Source organism: Caballeronia sp. 11_S32 (assembly GCF_056930355.1).
Window position 1 is genome coordinate 14,884 of the sequence record NZ_JBXOWH010000002.1, and the last position, 19,571, is coordinate 34,454.

18 protein-coding genes are annotated in these 19,571 nt (G+C 63.5%); 9 read left to right on the forward strand and 9 right to left on the reverse strand.

Features of this window, described 5'->3' with window-relative positions; all coding sequences use genetic code 11:
* Positions 1–9: 9 nt before the first annotated feature.
* Together AC1Z32_RS08240 and AC1Z32_RS08245 are read right to left on the reverse strand one after the other, a co-directional pair.
* The gene (locus AC1Z32_RS08240; RefSeq protein WP_483478252.1) at positions 10–969 is read right to left on the reverse strand and encodes a 3-hydroxyacyl-CoA dehydrogenase; all 960 of its coding nucleotides are present in this window, start codon (positions 967–969) and stop codon (positions 10–12) included.
* A gap of 32 nt (positions 970–1,001) precedes the next feature.
* Positions 1,002–1,763: an SDR family NAD(P)-dependent oxidoreductase gene (locus AC1Z32_RS08245; protein WP_483478253.1), complete on the reverse strand. Its 762-nt coding sequence runs from the start codon at positions 1,761–1,763 to the stop codon at positions 1,002–1,004.
* A gap of 130 nt (positions 1,764–1,893) precedes the next feature.
* On the opposite strand from AC1Z32_RS08245, the gene AC1Z32_RS08250 reads away from it, so the two are divergent.
* Positions 1,894–2,820 carry a LysR family transcriptional regulator gene (locus AC1Z32_RS08250; RefSeq protein ID WP_483478254.1) on the forward strand — a complete coding sequence of 309 codons (927 nt, stop codon included), beginning with the start codon at positions 1,894–1,896 and terminating at the stop codon, positions 2,818–2,820.
* 7 nt (positions 2,821–2,827) lie between these two features.
* Here AC1Z32_RS08250 and AC1Z32_RS08255 read toward each other — a convergent pair whose 3' ends face one another.
* Together AC1Z32_RS08255 and AC1Z32_RS08260 are read right to left on the reverse strand one after the other, a co-directional pair.
* On the reverse strand, positions 2,828–4,222 hold the full coding sequence (locus tag AC1Z32_RS08255; RefSeq protein ID WP_483478255.1) for an MFS transporter: 1,395 nt from the start codon (positions 4,220–4,222) through the stop codon (positions 2,828–2,830).
* Positions 4,223–4,486: 264 nt separating this feature from the next.
* The gene (locus AC1Z32_RS08260; RefSeq protein WP_483478256.1) at positions 4,487–5,449 is read right to left on the reverse strand and encodes a LysR family transcriptional regulator; all 963 of its coding nucleotides are present in this window, start codon (positions 5,447–5,449) and stop codon (positions 4,487–4,489) included.
* A 173-nt stretch (positions 5,450–5,622) separates the two neighbouring features.
* Here AC1Z32_RS08260 and AC1Z32_RS08265 point away from each other — a divergent pair, with 173 nt between their 5' ends.
* From AC1Z32_RS08265 to AC1Z32_RS08275, 3 genes are read left to right on the forward strand one after another with little or no spacing between them, the layout of a single operon-like run.
* A complete protein-coding gene (locus tag AC1Z32_RS08265; protein WP_483478257.1) occupies positions 5,623–6,981 on the forward strand; it encodes an MFS transporter in 1,359 nt (452 codons plus the stop codon).
* Positions 6,978–7,856, forward strand: a complete 879-nt coding sequence (locus AC1Z32_RS08270; RefSeq protein ID WP_483478258.1) for an MBL fold metallo-hydrolase — start codon at positions 6,978–6,980, stop codon at positions 7,854–7,856. The genes AC1Z32_RS08265 and AC1Z32_RS08270 overlap by 4 nt, the downstream gene beginning before the upstream one ends.
* 60 nt (positions 7,857–7,916) lie before the next feature.
* Positions 7,917–8,510, forward strand: a complete 594-nt coding sequence (locus AC1Z32_RS08275) for a nitroreductase family protein (RefSeq protein ID WP_483478259.1) — start codon at positions 7,917–7,919, stop codon at positions 8,508–8,510.
* Between the two features lie 66 nt (positions 8,511–8,576).
* Here AC1Z32_RS08275 and AC1Z32_RS08280 read toward each other — a convergent pair whose 3' ends face one another.
* The 4 genes from AC1Z32_RS08280 to AC1Z32_RS08295 all read right to left on the reverse strand — a co-directional run bounded on the left by AC1Z32_RS08280 (position 8,577) and on the right by AC1Z32_RS08295 (position 11,838).
* Positions 8,577–9,044 (reverse strand): 6,7-dimethyl-8-ribityllumazine synthase, encoded by a 468-nt coding sequence (locus AC1Z32_RS08280; protein ID WP_483478260.1) that lies wholly within the window; start codon positions 9,042–9,044, stop codon positions 8,577–8,579.
* Positions 9,041–10,201, reverse strand: coding sequence for an iron-containing alcohol dehydrogenase (locus AC1Z32_RS08285; RefSeq protein WP_483478261.1), 1,161 nt, complete (start codon positions 10,199–10,201; stop codon positions 9,041–9,043). The genes AC1Z32_RS08280 and AC1Z32_RS08285 overlap by 4 nt, the downstream gene beginning before the upstream one ends.
* A gap of 9 nt (positions 10,202–10,210) precedes the next feature.
* A complete protein-coding gene (locus tag AC1Z32_RS08290) occupies positions 10,211–10,720 on the reverse strand; it encodes a flavin reductase family protein (RefSeq protein WP_483478262.1) in 510 nt (169 codons plus the stop codon).
* Between the two features lie 149 nt (positions 10,721–10,869).
* Complete coding sequence (locus AC1Z32_RS08295; protein WP_483478263.1) at positions 10,870–11,838, reverse strand: LysR family transcriptional regulator; 969 nt, start codon at positions 11,836–11,838, stop codon at positions 10,870–10,872.
* 196 nt (positions 11,839–12,034) lie between these two features.
* Here AC1Z32_RS08295 and AC1Z32_RS08300 point away from each other — a divergent pair, with 196 nt between their 5' ends.
* The 5 genes from AC1Z32_RS08300 to AC1Z32_RS08320 all read left to right on the forward strand — a co-directional run bounded on the left by AC1Z32_RS08300 (position 12,035) and on the right by AC1Z32_RS08320 (position 18,065).
* The gene (locus AC1Z32_RS08300) at positions 12,035–13,396 is read left to right on the forward strand and encodes an acyclic terpene utilization AtuA family protein (RefSeq protein ID WP_483478264.1); all 1,362 of its coding nucleotides are present in this window, start codon (positions 12,035–12,037) and stop codon (positions 13,394–13,396) included.
* A gap of 3 nt (positions 13,397–13,399) precedes the next feature.
* Positions 13,400–13,732 (forward strand): DUF4387 domain-containing protein, encoded by a 333-nt coding sequence (locus AC1Z32_RS08305; protein WP_483478265.1) that lies wholly within the window; start codon positions 13,400–13,402, stop codon positions 13,730–13,732.
* 32 nt (positions 13,733–13,764) lie between these two features.
* Positions 13,765–15,174: an LLM class flavin-dependent oxidoreductase gene (locus tag AC1Z32_RS08310; RefSeq protein WP_483478266.1), complete on the forward strand. Its 1,410-nt coding sequence runs from the start codon at positions 13,765–13,767 to the stop codon at positions 15,172–15,174.
* A 63-nt stretch (positions 15,175–15,237) separates the two neighbouring features.
* Positions 15,238–16,590, forward strand: coding sequence for an MFS transporter (locus AC1Z32_RS08315; protein ID WP_483478267.1), 1,353 nt, complete (start codon positions 15,238–15,240; stop codon positions 16,588–16,590).
* A gap of 14 nt (positions 16,591–16,604) precedes the next feature.
* Positions 16,605–18,065 carry an NAD-dependent succinate-semialdehyde dehydrogenase gene (locus AC1Z32_RS08320; RefSeq protein ID WP_483478268.1) on the forward strand — a complete coding sequence of 487 codons (1,461 nt, stop codon included), beginning with the start codon at positions 16,605–16,607 and terminating at the stop codon, positions 18,063–18,065.
* A 75-nt stretch (positions 18,066–18,140) separates the two neighbouring features.
* Here the strand turns inward: AC1Z32_RS08320 and hisD are convergent, their stop codons facing one another.
* Positions 18,141–19,469 (reverse strand): histidinol dehydrogenase, encoded by a 1,329-nt coding sequence (gene hisD / locus AC1Z32_RS08325; RefSeq protein WP_483478269.1) that lies wholly within the window; start codon positions 19,467–19,469, stop codon positions 18,141–18,143.
* Between the last annotated feature and the right edge of the window lie 102 nt (positions 19,470–19,571).

The following is a 19,571-nucleotide window of genomic DNA, read 5'->3' on the forward strand; positions in this document are numbered from 1 at the left end:
CGATTCGCGTTATCTGTCGCCGCTTCTGGCGCGGCCAGCGGCGAACAGCATCAGTTGCTCATCGCGCCAGTCGCGCCGCGCGGCGAGTTCGTCAGCGCGAAGATGCCGTCGCCGGTCCTCTTCGACGCGCGCGATCAGCGCGTCGTCCCACGGACCGTCTTCGGTGCGCGAGCGGGCGATCGAGTAATACAGCGGCCCGAGCCGGTTCGCATAGTCGGCGACGCCCCCGGGCGCGTTCAGATCGATCGTCTCGAACGGCCCCATGAAAGACCAGCGCCAGCCGAGCCCGTCGCGCACGGTCTTGTCGATGTCCTCGCAGCTCGCGATACCGTCGCGCTGCAGCGCCCACGCTTCGCGCAGCAGCGCCGCCTGCAGGCGGTTCAGAACGAAGCCCTCGATCTCCTTGCGCACATGTACGACGCTCTGGCCGATGCCGCGCATGAGCGCGTCGGTGAACGCGATCGTCTCCTGCGATGTCTGCGTCGAGGGCACGAGCTCCACGACCGGCACGAGATAGGGCGGATTGACCGGATGTGCAATCAGCACGCGCGGCGAGATGGCGAGATCGTTGGCGAAGTCGGACGCCTTGATGCCCGAGCTCGAACTGCCGATGATCACGCTTTGATCCGCGACCTTCTCGAGATCCACCATCAGTTGCCGCTTGACTTCGACGCGCTCCAGCACCGACTCCTGCACATAGGCCACGCCGTCGATGGCTTGCGCGAGCGAGTCGGCGAGCGTGAGCCGCGCGGCGATCGTCGCGGGCGCTTCGTCGATAAGTCCTTGGTCGTGAAGCGCCGCCAGCTGATTTGCGGCCCACGGCAGCGCCTGCTCCGCCGTGCGAGGGTTGGCATCGTATACGCGCACCCGCAGACCCGCGCGCGCGAACGCGATCGCCCATCCCGCGCCCACCAGTCCCGCGCCGACCACCGCCACTGGCTTGCTCAGATCCATCTTCGATACGTTCATCGTTCGTCTCGCCTTGAAATGATTGTTGTGCGTCACGCCGCGGTCCAGCCGCCGTCGAGCATGAGCGCGCTGCCGGTCATCAGCGTGGATGCATCGCTCGCAAGAAACACGATCGCACCCGTCACTTCCTCGACGCGCCCCACGCGGCCGAGTGCGATACGTTGCGTGACCCAGTCGCGAAAACCGGGCGCATCGAACATGCTCGCGGTGAACGCGGTCTCGATGAACGTCGGGCAAACGGTATTCACGCGGATGCCATGCGGCCCGAGCTCCCACGCGAGCGCCTTCGTCATGCCTTCGATCGCATGTTTCGACGCGCAATACACCGTGCGCTTCGGGCTGCCCACATGCCCCATCTGCGACGACACGTTGATGATCGAGCCCGCGATGCCGACGCGCAGCATGCCCTTCGCGACCGCGCGCGACACATGGAAGACCGACTTCACATTGAGGTCGATGATCGCGTCGATGTCTTCGTCCGTCACGTCGACGAGCGGCTTGGGACGGTTCGTGCCCGCGCAGTTCACGAGGATGTCGTACGGTCCGCGTTCATCGATCGTCGAGCTGACGGCGCGCGCGTCGGTCACGTCGAGCGCGATGTAATCGCTCGTTCCGCCTTCCTCGCCGATGAGGCCGCAGGCACGCTCCAACTCATCGCCCGAGCGCGCGACGAGCGTGACGCGCGCGCCCGCCTGGGCCAGCGCCGCGGCCGCCGCGAGGCCGATGCCGCGGCCGCCGCCCGTGATCAACGCGGTCTTGCCGTTCAATGAAAAACTGGGCGCCCTTGGCAGCATGCACTCTCCCGACTGTGATCGACTGGAACGAGGCAAGCGTATCCAGACGCGCCGCGTGCCGCTTGCATATCTGTTATGCAAAACGCGAAAGACGCCAGAACCGACAATGACGCGAAGACCGGAGCCGCGATTGGAACTGAAACAGTTGAGATACTTCGAAGTCGTCGCGCGCGAAGGTAGTCTGTCGCGCGCCGCGACGCTGCTCGGCGTGAGCCAGTCGCTCTTGACGCGGCATATCCAGAGCCTGGAGCACGAGTTCGGCCTGCCGCTCTTGTACCGTCACGGTCACGGCATGTCACTGACCGACAACGGCAAGACCTTCCTCGCATCGGCGAGCGACATCCTGATGCGCACCGACAGCACCGTGAGCCAGATGCAGGCGCTGCGCTCGAACCCCGGCGGCACGGTGACGATCGGAATTCCGCCGATGCTGGGTGAGTTCCTGCTCGTGCCGCTCACGAAGCGCTTTCGCGCGGAGTTTCCCGAAGTGCGGCTCAAGCTTCGCGAGGGGGTGAGCGGCTATCTGCTCGAATGGCTGATGACGGGAAAGCTCGACATCGGTGTGCTCTACAACGTGACGTCGATGAACACCATCGGCGTGGAGCCGTTGCTGTCCGATGAGATGTTGCTGATCGGCCCGTCCGATGCCGACGTGCTGAACGCATCGGCGGAATCGATTGCGTTCTCCGAAGCCGCCGGCCTGGAATGGATCCTGCCGCCTCGGCCGCACGGCTTGCGCACACTCGCCGAAGACGCCGCGACCGCGCGTGCCTTGCAGTTGAACATCGTCGTCGAGATCGATGCGATGGCGGGCATCTTCGATCTGGTCGAAGCAGGGCTGGGCTTCAGCATCGCGCCCTTCGCCGCGATCGAAAAGCGCCTCGAGCGCGGCACGCTCAAGGCGCGGCGCATTCGCGAGCCGTCGCTGTCGGGCGTGCTGTCGATCGCGTTCTCGCCGAAGAAGGAAGCCACGCTCGCGATGAAAGCGCTGTATCGCATCGTGCGCCAGGAGACCGAATCGCTGGTGCGAAACGGCGTCTGGCGCGCGATCGATTGATCGCGTATTACGCGGGAGAGTCCGTCAGCGATTCGGCGGGGATATCGGCATCGTGCGTCTTGCCCGCTTCGTTGCCGCGCGCGAAAGTCGCGGCGGGCAACGACAGCACGAGAACGCCGGTGCATATCAAGACGACGCCGAGCGCATAGGTGCCGTTGTTGATGCTGCCGGTCATGTCCTTCACGACGTTGGTGATCCACGAACCCGCGATGCCGGACAAGCTCCCGAATGAATTGATCATCGCGAAGCCCGCGGCGGCGGCCGTTCCCGACAGCAGGCTGCCGGGATAAGTCCAGACTACCGGCGTGAGCCCCAGCACACCCGATGCCGCGATACACAGGCAGATGATCGAAACCGGCACGTTGTGCGCGAAGACGGCGCTCAGGATCAGTCCCGCGCCGCCCATGAACGCCGGAATGGCGGCATGCCAGCGGCGCTCGCCGGTCTTGCTCGAATGCCATGCGTTGAAGAGCATCGTCGCGGCCGCGAAGACGAACGGAATCGCGGTGAGCAGGCCAATATGGAAGGTGTCCTTCACACCCGATTCGCGCACGATCGACGGCAGCCAGAACGACAATCCATACCAGCCCGTCGCGTACGTGAAGATGATCCCCGCGCAGATCCACACGCGATAGTCGCGCAATGCGGCGCCGAAGTGATACTCCTTGTGCGCATTCTCGGTGACGACGTTCTTTTCGAGCAGACGCTTCTGCGCATCGGTGAGCCAGCGCGCATCGCCGATCTTGTCGCTGAGACCGAAGTACACGAGGAACGCGAGCGCCATCGCCGGAACGCCTTCGATCATGAGCATCCATTGCCAGCCGCTATAGCCGAACCAGCCGTGCGAATGCTGCATGAGCCAGCCCGACACCGGTCCGCCGAACACGAGGCTCGTCGGCAACGCGAGCAGCAGGCCGAATGTCACCTTCGTCTGTCGGTCGGAAGGAAACCAGTAGTTAATATAGAGAAGCATGCCGGGATAGAAGCCCGCTTCGCAGCATCCGAGCAGCAGGCGCAGGATGTAGAACATCGTTGCGTTCTGAACGCCGAACAATTGCGCGAGCTCGGCGGTGAACATCGTGCCGGCGGAGATCAGGCCCCACGTCAGCATGATGCGCGCGATCCATCGACGCGCGCCGACCCGATGCAGAATGATGTTGCTCGGAATCTCGAGCGCGATATAGCCGATGAAAAACATGCTCGCGCCGAGCGCGAACGCGGAATCGCCGATCTTCAGGTCGCCGAGCATCTGCAGCTTCGCAAAGCCGATGTTGACGCGATCGAGAAACGAGAAGGTATGGCACAGGAATAGAATCGGCGCGATGCGCCATAAAAGCTTCTTGTACAGCTTTTCTTCGTCGACGGAATGCGCTGCGGCGCGGTCGATCGCATCGATGCTCATGGGGTTGTCTCCTCCCGGTTTCGTCAGTGATTCAAGCGGATGAAATGCGCGGCCCGCTCTGGTTCGTTGGCGGGCTGGTGTTCGAGAAGCGTATTGATTGCGCAGAGCGGACGCACGAATACCTGTTATGCAAGCACCGCATGAGGGAGCGCGGATAAAAAGCGCGATAGCTTTGCGCAGCAAGGATTTCAGCGACTCGTGCGGCACTTCGCCGGCTTCAGGGATGGCGCGTTTACCCCTAAAGCGAAGGCCATCGGCAAATAGTCAGTCCTGTTCCGCATGCAGCATCGCCGCGAAGTTCGCGCGCAGATGGTCCAGAAACAGTGTCGACGCCAGGTTGAGATCGGCTTTCGTGCGGACCAGAACGCCGAAGTTGCGCGAGAGATCGATCTCGGGCACGTTGAGCGTCGCGCGTGATTCGAGCGAGTAGCGCTGCGCCATATAGCGTGGCAGAAATGTCGCGCCGAGTCCCGCATCCACGAGTCCGAGCACCGTGCCGACATTGGTCGAATGCTGGATCGTGCTCAGCGACAAGCCGCGCTTCGCGAGCGCCTTCGATAGCCGTGACTGCAGAAGCGTATAGCGTTCGAGCAGCATCAGCGGCAGGCATGCGAGCTGTTCGAGCGAAATGTGCTTCTGTCCCGCGAGCGGATGCGCCTTCGGCAGCACGACCAGCATCGGCTCGCGCGCGAGCGGCTCGAAGCGGAGCTTGTCCGAATCGTCGTCGAACGCGCTGACGGCGAGATCGGCCTGACCCGATTCGACCGCCGCGAGCACGTCCTCATATTGCAGGTCGCGGACCTGGACCTGCATCGCGGGATACGCCCGACGAAACGACTGGATGAGTTGCGGCAGGACGACGGCGGCGAGCATCGGCGTGGTCGCGATCACGGCGCGCAGTCTCGACGATGCCGCCCGCGACTGAAAATCCAGCAGTAGTTCGCGCAAACCCTGAAGCGCGAGCCTCGCGCGGCTCGCGAGTTCGGCGCCGTCGGGTGTGACTGACACGCGGCGCGTCGTGCGCTCGACGAGCTTCGTCTTCAGCATCGCTTCGAGCCGCTGGACGCGATTGGTCACGGAAGGCTGCGAGACGTGCATCCGCCTGGCGGCCGCGCTAAAGCTGCCGAGCTCCGCCACCGCGAGAAAGGTTTCGAGTTCGACAAGATCGAAACGCAGGCTGAGCGCGTCGATGCCTTCGGCCGCAAAGGAACGGTCATCACGGGACATGCCGCTGCTTCCTCCGCTCCCGTTCATTTATAGCCACATCTTATAAATCGATATTCTAAAGCGAATAGAGTTTCGCCGGCCCGTTCCCGATAATTTCAACATTACATTCCCCGCGTCCGCAGCACCGGGGAGACAGAACATATCAGGCATCAGCAATCAGTTGAGGAGACAAGATGGTCAACGATTCGGATATCCGGCGGGTTTCGTTCGCCAGCGCGATAGGCGCCACCCTTGAGTGGTACGACTTTTTCATCTTCGGATCGGCGGCCGCGCTGGTCTTCAACAAGCTGTTCTTTCCCGCGATCGATCCGGTGGCGGGCACGATCGCGTCGCTCGCCAGCTTCGCGATCGGCTTCATCGCGCGGCCGGTGGGCGGGATCGTGTTCGGTCATTACGGCGACAAGATCGGCCGCAAGGCGATGCTCGTGCTGAGCCTGCTGATGATGGGCGGCGTGACCTTCCTAATCGGCCTTTTGCCGACGTATGAAAGCATCGGCCTCGGCGCGCCGATTCTCCTCACGACGCTGCGCTTCCTGCAAGGCTTCGCGGTCGGCGGAGAATGGGGCGGCGCGACGCTGATGGTGATCGAGCACTCCCCCGCGAAGAAACGCGGTTTCTACGGCGCGTGGCCGCAAATGGGCATCTCCGCCGCGCTGATCCTCTCGACCGGCGTGATGGCGGTGACGACCGCGATTACGACGCCCGAGCAGTTCGCGGCGTGGGGCTGGCGCGTGCCGTTCCTGCTCTCCGGCTTGCTCGTCGTGGTGGGCTTCATCATCCGGCGGCGCGTGTCCGAGTCGCCGAGCTTCCAGAAGCTGCAACGCACCCACACCGCCGAGAAGATGCCGATCGCGACGGTCATCGCCACGCAGAAGAAGCGCACGCTGCAAGTGGTCGCGGCGCAGGCCGCCGAAAACACGAGCTTCTTCGTGATCTCGGTCTATGCGCTCGTCTATCTGACGCAGAACCTGCACATCGAGAAGCCGCTCGCGATTCGCGCGCTGATGATCGGCTCGTTCTTCACGCTGCTGTCCCAGCCGTTCTTCGGCGCGCTGTCGGATCGCATCGGCCGCAAGAAGGTCTATATGGGCGGTATGATTTTTCTCGGCGCGTTCATCTTTCCGTTCTTCAAGATGCTCGATACGGGCAGCTACCCGGTGATCGTCACGGCGATCTCGCTCGCGATGGTCTTCGGTCTCGGCAGCACGCTCTCGGCTCAGCCCGCGCTCATCAGCGAGCAGTATCCGGCTGCGATACGCTATAGCGGTGTGTCGGTGGCATATCAGCTCGCAACCGTGATCTGGAGCGGCCCCACACCGATCCTCGCCGCGCTGTTCGTGATGTGGGCGAGCGGGTACTGGCTGCTGGCCGCGTACATTGTGCTCGCCGCCGTGATCTCCGTGCTCGGCATCATGCCGTTGCGCGAAGCCGCCGGGCTCGAACTGTCCGCGCTGGAGCACGGCACCGAGCGCGCGACGCACGCGGAACGTCAGCCCATCGCAACAGGTTTGTCGGGAGAACAGGCATCGTGATTCGATTCAGGATTGGCAACGTCACGGCGACGCTCGTTCAGGAGACGGTCGACAGGTCCTTCGAGTTTCTCAGGTTCTTTCCGCTGGCGACGCCCGAAGACGTTCAGGACAATCTCTCGTGGATCGCGCCCGGTCATTACGATCCCGCGACGGGCCGCATGCTGCTCAGCATGCACTCGTGGTTGCTGGATACGGGGCGTCACAAGATCCTGATCGATGGCTGCGTCGGCAACGACAAGGATCGGCCCGGCCGTCCCGACTGGTGCAATCTGCAGACGCCGTATCTCGACCGCCTCGCGACGGCCGGCGCGAGGCCCGAAGAGATCGACTATGTACTTTGCACGCATCTGCATGCGGATCATGTGGGCTGGAATACGCGGCTCATTGGCGATCGCTGGGTGCCGACCTTTCCCAACGCGAAGTATGTGTTCTCGAAGACCGAGAACGACTACTGGGAAGCGCGCTATGCGGCGGATTCGAAGGGGCATCACATCCTCGGCTACAAGGACAGCGTGCTGCCTGTGATCGAGGCGGGCCAGGCGATGATCGTCGATGACCACGCCCAGATCGGGGATTGTCTGTTTCTCGAGCCCGCGCCGGGACATACGCCGGGGCATATCGCGATCTGGCTGAAGTCGAACGCTGCCCACGCCGTGATGACCGGCGACATTCTTCATCATCCGATCCAGGTGAAGTATCCGCACTGGAGCTGCTTCGGCTGCATCGACCAGAAACAGTCCGCCGAGACGCGCCTGAAGGTGCTGGAAAAGACCTGCGAGCGGCGCGCGCTGCTCTTGCCGGGACACTTCATGGCGCCGCATGCCGGGTACGTCGACGAGAAGCCGGGCGGTTTCGATTTCCGGCATCCGGACTGATCCGTCATCCGGCCGGGACATGCGTCCCGGCTTTTTGCTATCCATCGCGAACGCAACTTCATGACACATCGTCCCGCCCCGACCGATACAGCAATTCATCCTCTGATCGCAGAGCGCTGGAGCCCGCGCGCGTATGCGGATCATCCCGTCGAACATGAGCAGGTCTTCGCCATGCTTGAAGCGGCGCGTTGGGCGCCGTCGGCGTTCAACGCGCAGCCGTGGCGTTTCGCCGTGTTCGAGAAGGCAGAAGATCCCGCCGCGTTCGAGCGCGCGTTCGGCACGCTCATACCGTTCAATCAGTCGTGGAATGCGAATGCACAGGTGCTGATCGCCGTGCTCGCGGATACGCTCACATCGAAGGGCGCGGCGAATCCGAGCGCGAGCTACGACGCGGGCGCTGCCGCGATGGCACTGCTGCTGCAGGCGCATGCACAAGGTATCGCCGCGCACGCGATGAGCGGCCTCGACGCCGGCGCATTCCGCAAGATCTTCGCGATTCCCGAGCGCTATGACGTGTTGAGCATGATCTCGGTCGCGCATCACGGCGACGCGCAATCGCTTCCCGCCGCGCTCGCCGAGCGCGAACAGGCGCCGCGCGCGCGTCTGCCGCTCGAACAGATCGCCCATTTCGGCGCATGGCCTGAATCGGCCTGAAGTGCGCATCGATAAAAAAGGCATCCGGCGTGAACCGGATGCCTTTTTCGTTTGCGAGGACCGCTTTCAGGCGATGAGCGCGACCCGCTGCAAGGTCTCGATGCACGCGTTCGCTACTTCGCGTCCCTTCACGCTCATGTGGTCATGAAAGAATCTCACGTGTTCTTCGCCTGCATGGAAATGATGCGGCGTGAGCACCGCGGAAAATACGGGCGTGAGCGTGTCGAGCTGCACCTGCATCAATCCGTCGATGATCGCTCGCGCGACGAACTCGTGCCGATAGATCCCGCCGTCGACGATGAGTCCCGCCGCGACGATCGCATCGAATCCGCCGCGCCGCGCGAGCAGCTTCGCATGCAGCGGCAATTCGAATGCGCCGGGCACCTCGAAGCGTTCGACGGCGCTCGCATCGAAGCCCAGATCGACGACGCGCGCGATAAACGCATGACGGCACTGATCCACGATCTCGCGATGCCAGCAAGACTGCACGAACGCGATGCGCAAGGGTTTGACCGGTTGCGATGGAGCGTTCATAGCGCGGCCTTGTAGATATCGAGCGCGGCCGCTTCGGTCATCTCGCGCGGATTGTTGATGAGCAGACGCTGCTGCTTCATCGCGTCGGCGGCGAGCATCGGCAGATGCGATTCGTTGACGCCCACTTCGCGCAGCGTGCGCGGAATGCCGGTTTCGTTCACGAGCGTCTGCATCGCCTGGATGAAGGCTTCCGTCTTCGCTTCGATGCTGTCATCGGCGGCGACGCATCCAAGCGTGTCCGCAAGCTCCGCATAGAGCGCGGCGGCGGCGGCCGCGTTGAAGCGCAGCACGTGCATCAGCACCAGCGCGTTCGAGAGACCGTGCGGCACGTGGAAGTGTCCTCCGAGCGGATACGCGAGCGCGTGAACGGCGGCCACAGGTGCGTTCGAGAACGCCTGACCCGCGAGCGTCGCACCGAGCAGCATGGCTTCGCGGGCGGCGCGGTCGCGGCCTTCGCGGCACGCGGGCAGCAGGTTCGCGTAGAGCAGACGCAGCGCTTCCTTCGCGAGCATGTCGGAGAGCGGATTCTTCAGGCGCGCCGACGTATACGCCTCGATCGCATGCACCATTGCGTCGATGCCCGTCGCGGCGGTTGCCTGCGGCGGCAGGCCGAGCGTGAGTTCGGCGTCGAGCAGCGCGAGATCGGGATAGAGAATCGGCGACACGACGCCGCTCTTCGTGGTCGCGCCCGTCGTCACGATGGAAATGGCCGTGACTTCCGAGCCGGTGCCCGCGGTCGTCGGCATCAGCACGAGCGGCAGGCGCGGGCCTTCGACATTGCCGACGCCGTACATCTTCTCGAGCGGCTGGGCGGATGCGCACAGCACGGCGATGAGCTTCGCGACGTCCATCGACGAGCCGCCGCCGAGACCCAGCACGACTTGCGCGCCGCTCGCTCTCGCGCGCGCGGCGGCATCGAGCACGACGTGATCGGGCGGATCGGCGATCACGTCGTCGATCACGGTCACTTCCCAGCCATGCGCGGCAAGATTGTCGAGCGCGGGCGCGATCAGGCCGCTTTCATTGAGGAAGCGGTCGGTGACGAGCACGAGACGGCGCTCGTCGCGATAGCGCGCGCGCAGCAGCGCGCCGAGACGACGTGCGCTGCCGTAATCGACCACGAGCGAGGGAACAGTGGTGAAGCTGAATGCGTTCATGCGATAGGCTCAGGCGAGAGAGTCTGCGGTTTCGAGTTCGAGATTGCGAAAACCCCGGTTGTAATAGACGAGCGGCGTGGCCTCGCCGAGCTCGACGTCCTGAATCTCGCCGATCAGCACCGTATGGTCGCCCGCTTCGTGCACGTCACGCGCGACACACACGAGCGAGGCCATCGAGCCCGGCAGCATCGGCGGATGCGGGTTGTCTTCGGTGCCGTAGCGAAACGCGTGCGGACCGAACTTGTCGACGCCTTTGCGCGCGAAATGCATCGCGATGTCCTTCTGCTGTTGCGAGAGGATGTTGATCGCGTAGCGCTGTGCCTTGACGAACGCCGTGTGCGAATCCGCCGTGTTGGCGATGCATACGAGCACGAGCGGCGGGTTCATCGACACGGACGAAAACGAGCTCGCGGTAAAGCCCCAGTGACGGCCTTTTTCGTCGGTCGTCGAGACGATGGTGACGCCGCTCGGGAAGGCCGAAAGCGCGTCACGGAAGGTCTGGTTGTTCTTGAGCGTCATGAAAGAGTCTCCGGATGAGATGAGCGCACGGCTTGATGCACTCCATGACTCCAGTCTATGTTCGGGCGCTCCGCAGAACAATTTCGATGTCGCGATCGATTCATCGGCAAAACGGATAGATGCGCGCATTGATAGGCGCATCGTCTGCATCACGGCTGTGGCGGGTCGCTTGTCAGGGTCGCGCCGAAATTCGCCTGCAAATGACGCACGAAACTCAGTGCGGCCGCACTCAGATCCGCGTCGCGCGAGCGCAGGATGCCGAAGCTGCGCATCAGGTTCACGTCGGCCACCTGCAGCGTGGCGCGGGTGTCGCGCGCGTAGCGCTGCGCCATCGAGCGCGGCAGGAAGGTCGCGCCGAGCCCCGCGTCCACCATGCCGAGCAGCGTGCTCAGGTTCGCGGCGTGATGCATCGGCCGAAGCGAAAGGCCGCGCTTCGCGAACTCGTCGGCGAGGGTATCGCGCAGCATCGAATAACGGTCGAGCAGCATCAACGGGATTTGCGCGAGCTGTTCCAGCGTGACTTCGCCGGCTTCCGCGAGCGCATGCGTCTTCGGCACGACGACCAGCATGTCTTCCTCGGAGAGCGCCTCGAAACTGAGCTTGCTCGAATCATTGTCGAACGCGACGACCGCGAGATCCGCTTCGTTGCTCTCGATCTTCGCGACGACATCCTCGTATTGCAGGTCGCGCAGCTGGATCTGCACGTCGGGATAGCGCTGGCAGAACGAATGGATCAGCGAGGGCAGCATGACGGCCGCGATCATCGGCGTCGCGGCGACGACCACGCGAAGGCGCGCGGCCTCGGCGTCGGCCTGGAATTCCTGCAGGAGCTTGCGCAGGTCGCGCAATGCGATCTCGGCGCGCTCGCGCAAACGCTTGCCGGCGGGCGTGGGGTTCACGTGACGCGTCGTGCGCACGAGCAGGCGCGTCTTCAGGGTCGATTCGAGGCGCTGCACGCGTGCCGTGACGGACGGCTGGGAAATGTGCAGGCGTTTGGCGGCGGAACTGAAGCTGCCGAGTTCGACGACCGCGAGAAAGGTCTCCAGCTCGACGAGATCGAAGCGCAGCGTGAGCGGCGCCGTGGCGTGCGCGCCCTCGTCCGGCTTGTCGGGCGCCATGATGGGAAGTCTCCGTTGGTTTTATCAGGAATGTCTATGAGTCTATCTCATAAAGCAAATAGTGTCGCAGCGGCACCGTCGACATAATCGATTGCAGACCGAATGTATCGGCCACGCGCCGCACGCCGCGCCTCTCGCGTCCGTGCCGAAGCATGCGGCGCGTATGCATCGAAAGAAAGACTCGCAAGGAGACTTCATGAAGGATGAAATCAAGATTCTGACGCCGAACGGCATCCTGGGCTACGGCATCCCGGCGGCCGACTTCTGGCGCGGCATCGAACGCGCGCCCGACGCGATGATCGTCGATGGCGGCTCCACCGATCCCGGCCCTTATCTGCTCGGCTTGCCGAAGACACTGGTGACGCGCGAGGCGTATCTGCGCGATCTGTCGCTGATGCTCGAAGCGTGCGCCACGCGCAAGGTTCCCATCTACATCAGTTCAGCGGGCGGGCCGGGGATTCGCGAGCACGTCGATTTCATGGTCGATGTGATCGCGGAGATCGCGAATAGGGAAGGATATCGCTTCAAGGTCGCGAAGATTTATTCGGACGTCGATCCTTCGTACGTTCGCGATGCGTTGAGCGAAGGGCGCATCACGCCCTGTGCGTCGGCGCCCGAGTTGCAGGTGTCGGATGTGGGCGCGTCATCGCACATCGTCGCGCAGATGGGCGCTGAGCCTTTTGCGAAGGCGCTGCGCGAGCATCCGGATCTCGACATCATCGTCGCGGGCCGTGCGTATGATCCTGCGCCGTTCGCGGGCCTGTGCATGCTGCATGGAATCGATCCGGGCATCTACTGGCACATGGGCAAGATCGTCGAGTGCGGCGCGAACTGCGCGGAGCCGAAAGGCAAGGTGATTGTCGCGACGATCCGCCGCGACAGCTTCGACCTCGAACCGATGAGCCCGCGCGAGCGCTGCACGCCTGCGTCGGTGGCGGCGCATACGCTCTATGAAAAGACGCGCCCCGATCTCCTGACCGGCCCCGGCGGCGTGCTCGATCTGCGCGAAGCCACGTATGAACAGATCACCGATCGCGCGGTGCGCGTGCGCGGCAGCCGCTTCATTCCGGCTGACGATTACACGGTGAAGCTCGAAGGCGCGGGCGTGGTGGGCATGCGCACGATTTTCATCGGTGGTATTCGCGATCCGATCCTGATCGAACAGATCGATGATTTTCTCGAACGCATCAAGCAGGAAGCAGAGGAGACCTATCCCGAACTGCGCTCGGGCGAAGCGACGCTCAACTTCCACGTCTACGGAAAGAACGGGGTGATGGGCAGCTTCGAGCCGCTCGTGAACACCGTGCCGCATGAAATCGGCCTGCTCGGCGAAGTGACCGCCGCGAATCAGGACCTGGCGAATGCGATTTGCAGCAGCGTGCGTATCGACGTGCTGCACACGCCGTATCCGGGCCAGGTCGCGACCGCCGGCAACTTCGCGATTCCGTTGAATCCGCCTGAGAACCCCATCGGTCCGGTGTGCAGGTTCACGGTCTATCACGTGATGAAGATCGACTCGGCCGAGTCGCTGTTTCCGATTGAAATCGTGGAGATCTGAGCGATGAGCGCAATGCAAACGAAAACACTGCGCGATCTGGCCAAGGTCGTGCGCAGCAAGAATTCGGGTCCCTTCGAGATCACGTTCGACGTGATCTTCGACGACGTTCCCCTATACGAACGCGTGAAGACAAGCGGTGTATTGACCGAAGCGCTGATCTGCAGGCTCTACAACGTGACGAAGGAAGACATCGTGACATTGATGTTCTTCGACCCGGCGCGCGCATTCAAGCTCACGCTGAAGCGCTCGTGGGCGCAGGGCAGCGTGGGCGAGCGCGACACGTTCGGCGCGCAGCAGCATGCACCGCTGCTGACGATCGAGATTCCCGGCGTCTGAGCGCGCCGAAAGCAAGAGGAGGCATGTACAACATGGCACACGACACTTCGCGTCAGATGACGCTCATCGGTTTCCTGCAGGCGCAGAACTGCTCCACCTATCCCGGCTCGTGGCGTCACAGCGGCGCGATGCAGGACTTCATGTCGCCGGAGTATTACCAGCGCATCGCGCGCACGCTGGAAGAAGGCAAGTTCCATCTCGCATTCTTCGACGATCGCCTCGCGATGCCCGATATCTACGGCGACGATCACGCGCAGACCGTCGAGCATGGCGTGCGCGCCGTGAAGATGGACCCGTCGCCGATTCTCACCGCGATGGCGATGGCCACGACGCACCTCGGTCTCGGCGCGACCTATTCGACGACGTACTACGAGCCGTATCACATCGCGCGCCACTTCGCGACGCTCGATCTGATGACGAAGGGTCGCGTCGCGTGGAATGTCGTGACGTCGCTGAACGATTCGGAAGCGGCGAACTTCGGCCGCGAGATGCATCTGGAACACGACCTGCGCTACGATCGCGCGGACGAGTTTCTCGAAACCGTGATGGGCCACTGGGACTCGTGGGAAGACGACGCGCTGATTCTCGACAAGCAGAGCGGCCGCTTTGCCGATCCGGCCAAAGTGCATCGTCTCGACCATCAAGGCGAGTATTTCAGATCGCGGGGGCCGCTCACGGTGCCGCGTTCGCAGCAGGGCCATCCCGTGCTGATTCAGGCGGGGCAGAGCGGTCGTGGGCGCGCGTTCGCATCGCGCTGGGGCGAGCTGATTTTCGTGGTGTATCCGAATCTCGCGGCAGGCAAGAAGCAGTACGCGGAGATGAAGCAGGCGGTCGTGGCGGCGGGGCGCGATCCCGCGAAGGTCAAGGTCGCGACGGCGTGCTACACGGTCGTCGCCGAATCGGATGAGATCGCGCAGCAGCAGCGCGAATACATCGATTCGCTCGCGAGGCCCATCGACTCGCTCACGCTGCTGTGCGAAGTGCTCAACACGGACTTCTCCAGGCGCGACTACGACGCGCCGTTTACCGATGAAGAGATGAAGGCGATCTCGGGCTGGACCGGCTTTCGCGATCGCGTCGTGATGTTGTCGGGCAAGCAGAACCCGTCAGTGCGCGACTTTGTCGAGTTCTCGAACCGTGCGCGTCTGAATGAGTTCCCTGTGTTTGCTGGCACTGCAAAGACGGTTGCCGATCAGATGGAGCAATGGTTCGTCGAAGGCGGCTGCGACGGCTTCGTGATTTCGCCGACGCACGTGCCGGGCGGATATGAGGACTTCGTGCGCCAGGTCGTGCCGGAGTTGCAGCGGCGTGGCGTGTTTCGGAAGGACTACGATGGCTCGACGCTGCGGGAGAATCTCGGGTTGACCCGTCCGAATGCCGGCGAGTGGCGGGAGCAGGCGTTCGCCGGCGTGAATGGCGAGCCGATGCGTAAGGCAGGCTGAGCAAGACCAGGCTAGAACGAGCGCCCGGCAAAGTGACCGGGCGCAACGCATCTGGAGACAGACATGGCAGAAATCGCCGATATCCGGCGTGTGGCGCTCGCGAGCACCATCGGCACCACGCTTGAGTGGTACGACTTTTTCATCTTTGCGTCGGCAGCGGCGCTCGTGTTCAGCAAACTTTTCTTCCCGACCTTCGATCCGGTCGCGGGCACCATCGCGTCGCTCGCGAGCTTCGCAGTGGGCTTCATCGCGCGGCCGGTGGGCGGCGCGGTGTTCGGGCATTTCGGCGACCGCATCGGCCGCAAGGCGATGCTCGTCCTCAGTCTCACGATGATGGGCGGCGTCACCTTCCTGATCGGCCTGTTGCCGACCTATGCGAGCGCGGGCATCGCCGCGCCGGTGATGCTGACGGCGCTGCGTTTCGTGCAGGGTTTCGCGGTCGGCGGCGAGTGGGGCGGCGCGACGCTGATGGTGATCGAGCACGCGCCCGCGAAGAAACGCGGATTCTATGGGAGCTGGCCGCAGATGGGCATTCCGGGCGCGCTGATTCTCTCGGCCGGCGCAATGGCCGCGACCACCGCGCTCACGACCGCCGAGCAGTTTGCGGCATGGGGCTGGCGCGTGCCGTTCCTGCTTTCGGGGATTCTCGTCGTGGTGGGCATCATCATTCGCCGCAGGCTCGCGGAATCGCCGAGCATCGAGCGTCTGCGCCGCACGCATGAAACGCCGGGCGTGCCGATCGCTACGCTGCTCAGGCGCCACAAGCGTTCGACCTTTTTGCTTGTCGCATCGCAGGCTGTGCAATGCGCCGGATTCTATGTCGTCGCCGTGTATTCGCTCGTGTATCTGACGCAGAACGTGCACCTGCCGAGAAGCGACGCATTGCGTGCGCTGATGATCGCCGCCGCGTGCACGCTCGTCGCGCATCCGACTTTTGGAGCGATCTCCGATCGCATCGGTCGCAAGAAGGTGTTCATGGGCGGAATGATCTTTCTTGGCCTGTTCATCTACCCGTATTTCCTGCTGCTCAACACCGGCAGCTATCCGCTGATCGTGCTCGCGATGAGCGTGGCGATGGCTATCGGTGAAGGCTCCGTGCAGGCCGCGCAGCCGAGCCTCTTCGCGGAGCAGTATGCATCGGGCGTGCGCTATAGCGGGGTGTCGCTTGCGTATCAGCTCGCGACCGTATCGTGGAGCGGCCCGACGCCTGTGATCGCAGCCATGCTGATCGCATGGGCGGGCGGGTACTGGCCGCTCGTCGGCTACATCGTGCTGCTGGCGATCATCTCGGTCGTCGCGATCATTCCGCTGCGCGAAGCGGCCGGAGTGGAACTCACGACGCTCGAAGAGCAGGATGCTGCCGACGCGCGCGCCGATGAAACAACTCGCTATGCGCCTGGCGCCGTCACCAACTAAATCCCCTTAAAACGATGACCCTCGCAACCCGACTCAAAGACCCGGCGCTGCTGCGCCATGCCGCCTACATCGACGGCGAATGGGAGCAGGCCGACAACGGCGAGACTTTCGATGTGTTGAATCCCGCGACGGGCGATTCGGTGGGCGCGGCCCCGAAAATGGGCGCCGCGGAAACGCGCCGCGCGATCGAAGCGGCCAATGCCGCATGGCCCGCATGGCGCAAGAAGACCGCGAAGGAACGCGCGGCGATCCTGCGACGCTGGTACGACCTGATGATAGCCAACGCCGACGATCTCGCGCTCATTCTCACGACGGAGCAAGGCAAGCCGCTCGCGGAAGCGAAAGGCGAGATCGCGTATGCCGCGTCGTTCATCGAATGGTTCGCGGAGGAGGGCAAGCGCGTCGCGGGAGATACGCTCGCGACGCCTGCCGCCGACAAGCGCATCGTCGTGACGAAGGAGCCGATCGGCGTCTGCGCGGCAATCACGCCGTGGAATTTCCCGGCTGCGATGATCACGCGGAAGGTCGGTCCGGCGCTTGCGGCCGGCTGTCCGATCGTCGTGAAGCCGGCCGAAGCAACGCCATTCTCCGCCTTCGCGATGGCCGTGCTGGCAGAACGCGCGGGCGTGCCGAAGGGCGTGCTGTCGATCGTCACGGGCGATCCGAAGGCCATCGGCGAGGAGATGACGGGCAATCCGCTCGTGCGCAAGCTCTCGTTCACCGGTTCAACCGCCGTAGGCCGTTTGCTGATGGCGCAAAGCGCGCCGACGGTCAAGAAGGTGTCGCTGGAGCTTGGCGGCAATGCGCCCTTCATCGTGTTCGACGACGCGGATCTGGATGCTGCGGTGGAAGGTGCAATCACGTCGAAGTATCGCAACAGCGGGCAGACCTGCGTGTGCACGAACCGCTTCTACGTACACGACAACGTCGCCGACGCATTCTTGCAGAAGCTCGCCGCGGCGGTCGGCAAGATGAAGGTGGGGGACGGCACGGAAAGCGGCGTGACGCTCGGACCGCTCATCAGCGAAGCGGCGGTGAAGAAGGTCGAATCACACATCGACGATGCGCTTTCGAAAGGCGCGACGCTCGTCACGGGCGGCAAGCGTCATGCGCTCGGTTACGGCTTCTTCGAGCCGACTGTGCTCGCGAACGTCACGCCGGACATGAAGGTGGCGAAGGAAGAAACCTTCGGCCCGCTCGCGCCGGTGTTCCGATTCTCATCCGACGATGAAGTCGTGCGCATGGCCAACGACACGGAGTTCGGTCTCGCGGCGTACTTTTACAGCCGCGATGTCGGCCGCGTGTGGCGCGTCGCCGAAGCGCTCGAATACGGCATGGTCGGCATCAATACCGGCTTGCTGTCGAACGAAGTCGCGCCGTTCGGCGGCGTGAAGCAGTCGGGCCTCGGGCGGGAAGGCTCGCACTATGGCATCGACGACTACGTCGTCATCAAGTACCTCTGTGTCGCGGTCTGAGCCGTACCCGACCCTGCCATGAGACACCAACCGCACGCCGCGCCGAGACAGAAGCGCGGCGTGCGGCTTATCGCGTCAAAGCGTCGTAGCCACGCTTTCCTGCGCCGCACTCGCGTAAGGCACATCACGCTTGCCATAACGCCGCACGCGCAAATTCGCCTGCTCGCCATGCCCCGCGAAGCCCTCGAGCGCACACAACCGCGAGCAGTACTCGCCGACGAGCGCCGATGCTTCGTCCGTCAGCACCTTCTGATACGTGCAGGTCTTGATGAACTTGCCGACCCACAAGCCGCCCGTATAACGCGCGGCCTTCTTCGTCGGCAGCGTGTGGTTCGTGCCGATCACCTTGTCGCCATACGAGACGTTGGTGCGCGGGCCGAGGAACAGCGCGCCGAAGTTGGTCAGGTTGGCGAGGAAGTAATCGGGGTCGCGCGTCATGATCTGAACGTGTTCGAACGCGATATCGTTGGCGATCTTCACCATCTCCTCGTCCGACTCCGCGACGATCACTTCCCCGAACTGCGCCCACGACTTGCGCGCAATATCCGCGGTTGGCAGGATGCCCAGCAGACGCTCGACCTCGGCCATCGTTTCTTTCGCGAGCTTTTCCGACGTCGTGAGCAGGATGGCGGGGGAGTCCGGGCCGTGCTCGGCTTGTCCGAGCAGATCGGTTGCGCACATTTCGCCGTCGACGGTTTCATCGGCGATCACGAGCGTTTCGGTCGGACCCGCGAACAAATCGATGCCCACGCGCCCGAACAACTGGCGCTTCGCTTCCGCGACGAACGCGTTGCCCGGCCCGACCAGCATGTCGACGGGCGCGATGCTCGCCGTGCCGATCGCCATCGCGCCGACAGCCTGAATGCCGCCGAGACAGTAGATCTCGTGCGCGCCGGCCATGTGCTGCGCGGCGACGATCGCGGGCGCGGGCTTGCCCTGGAACGGCGGCGCGCAAGTGATGATGCGCGGCACGCCGGCCACCTGCGCGGTGATCACCGACATATGCGCCGACGCCAGCAGCGGATACTTCCCGCCTGGCACGTAGCAGCCCGCCGCGTTCACCGGAATGTTGCGATGGCCGAGGATCACGCCCGGCAGCGTTTCGACTTCGATGTCCTTGATCGAATCGCGCTGATGACGCGCGAAGTTGCGCACCTGTGTCTGCGCGAACTCGATGTCCTTGATATCGCGCACGGAGAGTTGCGCGAGACAGTCGTCGATTTCTTTCTGCGTGAGACGATAGTTCTCGCGATCGAGCTTGTCGAAGCGGATCGACAAATCGCGGATGGCGGCGTCGCCGCGCGCTTCGATATCGGCGAGCGTTGCTTCGACGGTTTCGCGCACTTCTTTGGCCGCGGATTTGATCACTTCCGCTGTCGCGCCATGCTTGAGCCATTGGGCCATGAAATCTCCTTGTTGGTGTCCGAAAATTTGCATACGTATGCAAACCACCATATGCATACGTATGCAACAAAAGTGAAGATTAGTCGTTTTCGATGCGGCCGG

Excerpts from the sequence above, each read along its gene's own strand:
- AC1Z32_RS08240 (WP_483478252.1), bottom strand. The coding sequence starts at position 969 with ATGAACGTATCGAAGATGGATCTGAGCAAGCCAGTGGCGGTGGTCGGC.
- AC1Z32_RS08245 (WP_483478253.1), bottom strand. The coding sequence starts at position 1,763 with ATGCTGCCAAGGGCGCCCAGTTTTTCATTGAACGGCAAGACCGCGTTG.
- AC1Z32_RS08255 (WP_483478255.1), bottom strand. The coding sequence starts at position 4,222 with ATGAGCATCGATGCGATCGACCGCGCCGCAGCGCATTCCGTCGACGAA.
- AC1Z32_RS08260 (WP_483478256.1), bottom strand. The coding sequence starts at position 5,449 with ATGTCCCGTGATGACCGTTCCTTTGCGGCCGAAGGCATCGACGCGCTC.
- AC1Z32_RS08265 (WP_483478257.1), top strand. The coding sequence starts at position 5,623 with ATGGTCAACGATTCGGATATCCGGCGGGTTTCGTTCGCCAGCGCGATA.
- AC1Z32_RS08275 (WP_483478259.1), top strand. The coding sequence starts at position 7,917 with ATGACACATCGTCCCGCCCCGACCGATACAGCAATTCATCCTCTGATC.
- AC1Z32_RS08280 (WP_483478260.1), bottom strand. The coding sequence starts at position 9,044 with ATGAACGCTCCATCGCAACCGGTCAAACCCTTGCGCATCGCGTTCGTG.
- AC1Z32_RS08285 (WP_483478261.1), bottom strand. The coding sequence starts at position 10,201 with ATGAACGCATTCAGCTTCACCACTGTTCCCTCGCTCGTGGTCGATTAC.
- AC1Z32_RS08290 (WP_483478262.1), bottom strand. The coding sequence starts at position 10,720 with ATGACGCTCAAGAACAACCAGACCTTCCGTGACGCGCTTTCGGCCTTC.
- AC1Z32_RS08295 (WP_483478263.1), bottom strand. The coding sequence starts at position 11,838 with ATGGCGCCCGACAAGCCGGACGAGGGCGCGCACGCCACGGCGCCGCTC.
- AC1Z32_RS08300 (WP_483478264.1), top strand. The coding sequence starts at position 12,035 with ATGAAGGATGAAATCAAGATTCTGACGCCGAACGGCATCCTGGGCTAC.
- AC1Z32_RS08305 (WP_483478265.1), top strand. The coding sequence starts at position 13,400 with ATGAGCGCAATGCAAACGAAAACACTGCGCGATCTGGCCAAGGTCGTG.
- AC1Z32_RS08310 (WP_483478266.1), top strand. The coding sequence starts at position 13,765 with ATGGCACACGACACTTCGCGTCAGATGACGCTCATCGGTTTCCTGCAG.
- AC1Z32_RS08315 (WP_483478267.1), top strand. The coding sequence starts at position 15,238 with ATGGCAGAAATCGCCGATATCCGGCGTGTGGCGCTCGCGAGCACCATC.
- AC1Z32_RS08320 (WP_483478268.1), top strand. The coding sequence starts at position 16,605 with ATGACCCTCGCAACCCGACTCAAAGACCCGGCGCTGCTGCGCCATGCC.
- hisD (WP_483478269.1), bottom strand. The coding sequence starts at position 19,469 with ATGGCCCAATGGCTCAAGCATGGCGCGACAGCGGAAGTGATCAAATCC.